The 4,078-nt window shown below is 67.9% G+C and carries 5 protein-coding genes; 4 read left to right on the forward strand and 1 reads right to left on the reverse strand.

From position 1 onward, the window contains the following. The 4 genes from A985_RS0122830 to alkB form a co-directional block, all read left to right on the forward strand. A partial coding sequence (locus A985_RS0122830) for a CopD family protein (RefSeq protein ID WP_017235698.1) occupies positions 1 to 513 on the forward strand: 513 nt, incomplete at its 5' end. An 88-nt stretch (positions 514 to 601) separates the two neighbouring features. Continuing rightward, positions 602 to 1,807 (forward strand): bifunctional DNA-binding transcriptional regulator/O6-methylguanine-DNA methyltransferase Ada, encoded by a 1,206-nt coding sequence (gene ada, locus A985_RS0122835; RefSeq protein ID WP_232424718.1) that lies wholly within the window; start codon positions 602 to 604, stop codon positions 1,805 to 1,807. Then, on the forward strand, positions 1,804 to 2,535 hold the full coding sequence (locus A985_RS0122840) for a 2OG-Fe(II) oxygenase (RefSeq protein ID WP_017235700.1): 732 nt from the start codon (positions 1,804 to 1,806) through the stop codon (positions 2,533 to 2,535). Before ada ends, A985_RS0122840 begins: the two co-directional genes overlap by 4 nt. Next, the gene (gene alkB / locus A985_RS0122845; protein WP_017235701.1) at positions 2,532 to 3,191 is read left to right on the forward strand and encodes a DNA oxidative demethylase AlkB; all 660 of its coding nucleotides are present in this window, start codon (positions 2,532 to 2,534) and stop codon (positions 3,189 to 3,191) included. The genes A985_RS0122840 and alkB overlap by 4 nt, the downstream gene beginning before the upstream one ends. Before the next feature lie 39 nt (positions 3,192 to 3,230). Here the strand turns inward: alkB and A985_RS0122850 are convergent, their stop codons facing one another. Then, positions 3,231 to 3,851 (reverse strand): NAD(P)-dependent oxidoreductase, encoded by a 621-nt coding sequence (locus tag A985_RS0122850; protein ID WP_026132314.1) that lies wholly within the window; start codon positions 3,849 to 3,851, stop codon positions 3,231 to 3,233. Positions 3,852 to 4,078 lie beyond the last annotated feature (227 nt).

The following is a 4,078-nucleotide window of genomic DNA, read 5'->3' on the forward strand; positions in this document are numbered from 1 at the left end:
GCCCGCGCCGGGACGGGGCACGCGGCCGATGCGGCCGTGCCGTGGCTCGCCATTGGCATTCACACGCTGCATGTCGCCGCCGCAGCCTCATGGACCGGCGCGCTGCTCGTGGCCGGATGCGCGATCCCGGGCTGGCGCCATTGGCCAGTTGGCGCACGCGCAGCGTACGGCGAACGGCTTTCCTCGGTCGCCGCGCTGGCCATGGTCGTCGCGCTGGTGACGGGGGCGTTCAACGCATGGCGCACTCTCGGTGAGACGCCCTCGCTGTGGTTCGCCCCCCAGAACGCGCCGTACTTCGCCTGGCTCGTCACGAAGCTCGTGCTCGTCGGCATTGCCGCATTGCTGGGTGCGTGGAACCGTTGGCATTTCTTGCCCCGTCTTGCGCTGGACACGGGCGAGACGCCGCTGGATACGACGGCCTTCGCGCGCGTGGTCGCCATCGAGGCGCTCGTGCTCGTGATGGTGATGAGCCTTGCGGCCAAGCTTGGCACGACGATGCCGCCGGGCGGCTGACCGAATTCGACAGCAAGAAACGGAGCGCGGCATCGCGCCCCGTTCCCTACACTGAAGGCAAGTCCTCAGTCGTCCGGAGCCCCCTGTGATGCCCACCTATCCAATGACCGCCAAACGTCCCCTTCAGCCCGGCGCCCCGACCGGCAGCCCGAGTCGTTCGCAGACCCGGACGCCGACTGTCCAGGCGAGCCAGCTTTCGGCCAAATCGCGCTACGCGACCGACGACGCCAAGTGGGCCGCGGTCGCGGCGCGCGACAAACAGGCGGATGGCGAATTCTTCTATGCCGTGCGTACGACCGGCGTGTATTGCCGCCCCTCGTGTGGCGCGCGGCTCGCGCGGCGCGAAAACGTAACGTTCCACGCCGATAGCGCCGCAGCCGAGCGCGCGGGCTTTCGTGCCTGCAAGCGTTGCCAGCCTGCGCTTGGCGCGTCCGGCGCGCGCCAGGCCCGTCACGCCGCACTGGTGAGCGCCGCTTGCCGGCAGATCGAGGCAGCCGAGGTGCCACTGCGACTGGACACGCTCGCGGCCGAGGCCGGCCTGAGCCCGAACTATTTCCACCGACTCTTTCGCGCGGTCACGGGCGTGACCCCACGCGCTTATGCCAACGCGCGTCGCGCCGAGCGTGTGCGCGACATACTGTCCGCCGCCGAGAGCGTCACGTCGGCGTACTACGACGCCGGCTTCAATTCCAACGGCCGCTTCTATGCGAGTGCCGACACCCTGCTCGGCATGAAGCCCGCGGCGTACCGCGCGGGCGGCAAGGCCGAATCGATCCGCTTCGCCGTGGCGCAGTGCTCGCTCGGCGCATTGCTGGTCGCCGCCACGCCGCGCGGACTCTGTGCCGTGTCGTTGGGCGACGACCCCGATACGCTGGTGAAGGCGTTGCAAGACCGCTTTCCGCATGCGGAACTGGTCGGGGCCGACGCCGAGTTCGAGCGATGGGTGGCCCAGGTGGTGGGGTTCGTGGAGTCGCCGCGCGTCGGTCTGTCGTTGCCGCTCGATGTGCGCGGCACGGCGTTCCAGCAACGCGTGTGGCAAGCGCTGCGCGACGTGCCTGCCGGTGCGACCGCCAGCTACACGCAGATCGCCGAGCGCATTGGGGCCCCTCGTGCGGTGCGTGCGGTAGCACAGGCATGCGCATCGAACCCGTTGGCCGTCGTGATTCCGTGCCACCGCATCGTGCGCCAAGACGGCGCGCTGTCGGGCTATCGCTGGGGCGTCGAGCGCAAACGCGCCTTGCTCGCCCATGAAGGCGAGGAAAGTGCCGACGCGACGACCCAGGTGACGCAGTGAGCGCGCGCGTGCTGTCGCTCGATTGGGCCGCCCTCGAAGACGAACTCAATGGCTACGGTGCGGCGCGCATTCCACAACTGCTGAACGCGAGCGAGTGTGCCACGCTTTGCGCGATGTACGGCGAGACCGGCGCGCCACTGAGCACTACGCCCACGTCGCCGCGTTTCCGCAGCCGTATCGTGATGGCGCGTCACGGGTTCGGGCAGGGCGAATATCAGTACTTCGCTTACCCGCTGCCGCCGCAGGTCGCCGCGTTGCGCGAAGCGTTCTACGCGCCGTTGCGCGATATCGCGCACCGCTGGCACGCGGCGATGGGCATCGACACGCAATATCCGCCCACACACCACGACTACCTCGCGCAATGTCACCGCGCCGGTCAGCGCCGACCGACGCCGTTGCTGCTGCGCTACGCGGCCGGCGACTACAATTGCCTGCATCAAGACCTCTACGGAGAACACGTCTTCCCGTTGCAGGTGGCCATTCTCCTGTCTCAGCCCGGCGAGGATTTCACGGGCGGCGAGTTCGTCGTCACCGAACAGCGCCCGCGCATGCAGTCGCGCGCCGAGGTGGTGCCGCTCACGCGCGGCGATGCGGTCGTGTTCGCCGTGCATCACCGTCCGGTGAACGGCACGCGCGGGGTGTATCGCGTCAACCTGCGACACGGGGTGAGCCGGGTGCGCAGCGGCCATCGACACACGCTCGGCGTGATCCTGCACGACGCCACATGACACTCGATCTTTTCGGCTCTGCGCACGACGACAAAGACCACGGCACGCCGCCATTCGACGCACTCGGTCCGGGAGCATTCGTGTTGCGAGGGTTCGCACAGTCACAACTGACGGCCTTGCAGGCCGATATCGACGCGGTGATCGCGCAAGCGCCGCTGCGTCACTGGCTGACGCCGGGCGGAAAGCGCATGTCAGTCGCCATGACGAATTGCGGGGACGTGGGATGGATCAGCGACCGACAGGGATACCGCTACGGCACGCACGATCCTCTCTCGCAACAACCGTGGCCATCAATGCCGGCATCGTTTGTCGCGCTCGCGCGCCGCGCCGCCGACGCTGCGGGGTATCGCGACTTCGCGCCAGACGCCTGTCTCGTCAATCGTTACTCGCTGGATGCGCGGCTCACGTTGCATCAGGATCACGATGAGCGCGATCTGGGCGCGCCCATCGTGTCGGTGTCGCTTGGACTTCCCGCGACGTTTCTGTGGGGCGGAGTGCACCGTGGCGATCGCACCCGCCGCATTCGTCTGGCCCCGGGCGACGTGGTCGTCTGGGGTGGGCCGTCGCGACTCGTCTATCACGGCATTGCGGGCGTCGAAGGCAGTTTCGACGCGCAAGCCGTGCGTTACAACCTCACGTTCCGGCAGGCACGCTGATCGCGCCAACGATCGACACGCACCGCCGTCATCTCACGCTCAGTAGCCGACGGTAAAGCGCGCGCGCGGATGCGCGTTGCGCTCGAGTTCGTCGACCAGGGCGATGGCATAGTCTTCCATCGAGATCCAGCTCTTGCCGTTCGCATCGACGAGCAGACCGTCGCCACCGAGACGGAACTGGCCCGTGCGCTCGCCCGGCTCGAACAATGCCGACGGCGACAGGAACGTCCAGTTCAGCGGTGACGCCTTCGGCTCGGCGCGCAGCACTTGCAGGAACGCGCGGCCTGCGCTGGCTTCCGGCTTGTATGCCTCCGGGAATTCCGGCGTATCGATCAGCGCCTTGCCCGGCGCGACGTCCAGACTTCCCGCACCGCCCACCACGAGCAGACGCGGCACCCCGGCCCGCTTGACGGCGTCGATCAGCTTGGCGGCGTCCATGGATGCGAAGCGACCCGCGCTGATCACGGCATCGTGTCCGGCGAGCAGCGGCGCGAGCGACGCCGGGTCAGCGGCGTCGCCCTTGGCGACGGTGAGTCCCTGCTCGGCTTCGACGCGTTCTGGATTGCGGGCGATCCCCGTCACAGTGTGATTGCGTTGCAGCAGTTCGGCGGCAACGCGCGTACCCACGCGGCCGGTAATACCAATCAAGGCGACTTTCATCGGGATTCTCCTGGAAGTGACGAGTGAATTCGGGATAGGTGGCAGACGCTCAGAGCGCGCAGCCGTCGAGACCGCACTGGGGCAAAGTACTGGCGTCGCCGTCCGGGGAAGACGCCGCCTGCGCAGACAACAGACGCTCGCGCAACGCGTCGCGCCACACGTCGGGCTGCCCCAGATAATGTCCCACTTCGAGGCGCTCGATGTGACCGCCGATCGCCAGCGCGAAC

The sequence above is a fragment of the Pandoraea sp. B-6 genome (assembly GCF_000282835.1).
Lineage (GTDB): Bacteria > Pseudomonadota > Gammaproteobacteria > Burkholderiales > Burkholderiaceae > Pandoraea > Pandoraea cepalis.

Coding starts and splice junctions, on each gene's coding strand:
- ada (WP_232424718.1), top strand. CDS start 602: ATGCCCACCTATCCAATGACCGCCAAACGTCCCCTTCAGCCCGGCGCC.
- A985_RS0122850 (WP_026132314.1), bottom strand. CDS start 3,851: ATGAAAGTCGCCTTGATTGGTATTACCGGCCGCGTGGGTACGCGCGTT.
- alkB (WP_017235701.1), top strand. CDS start 2,532: ATGACACTCGATCTTTTCGGCTCTGCGCACGACGACAAAGACCACGGC.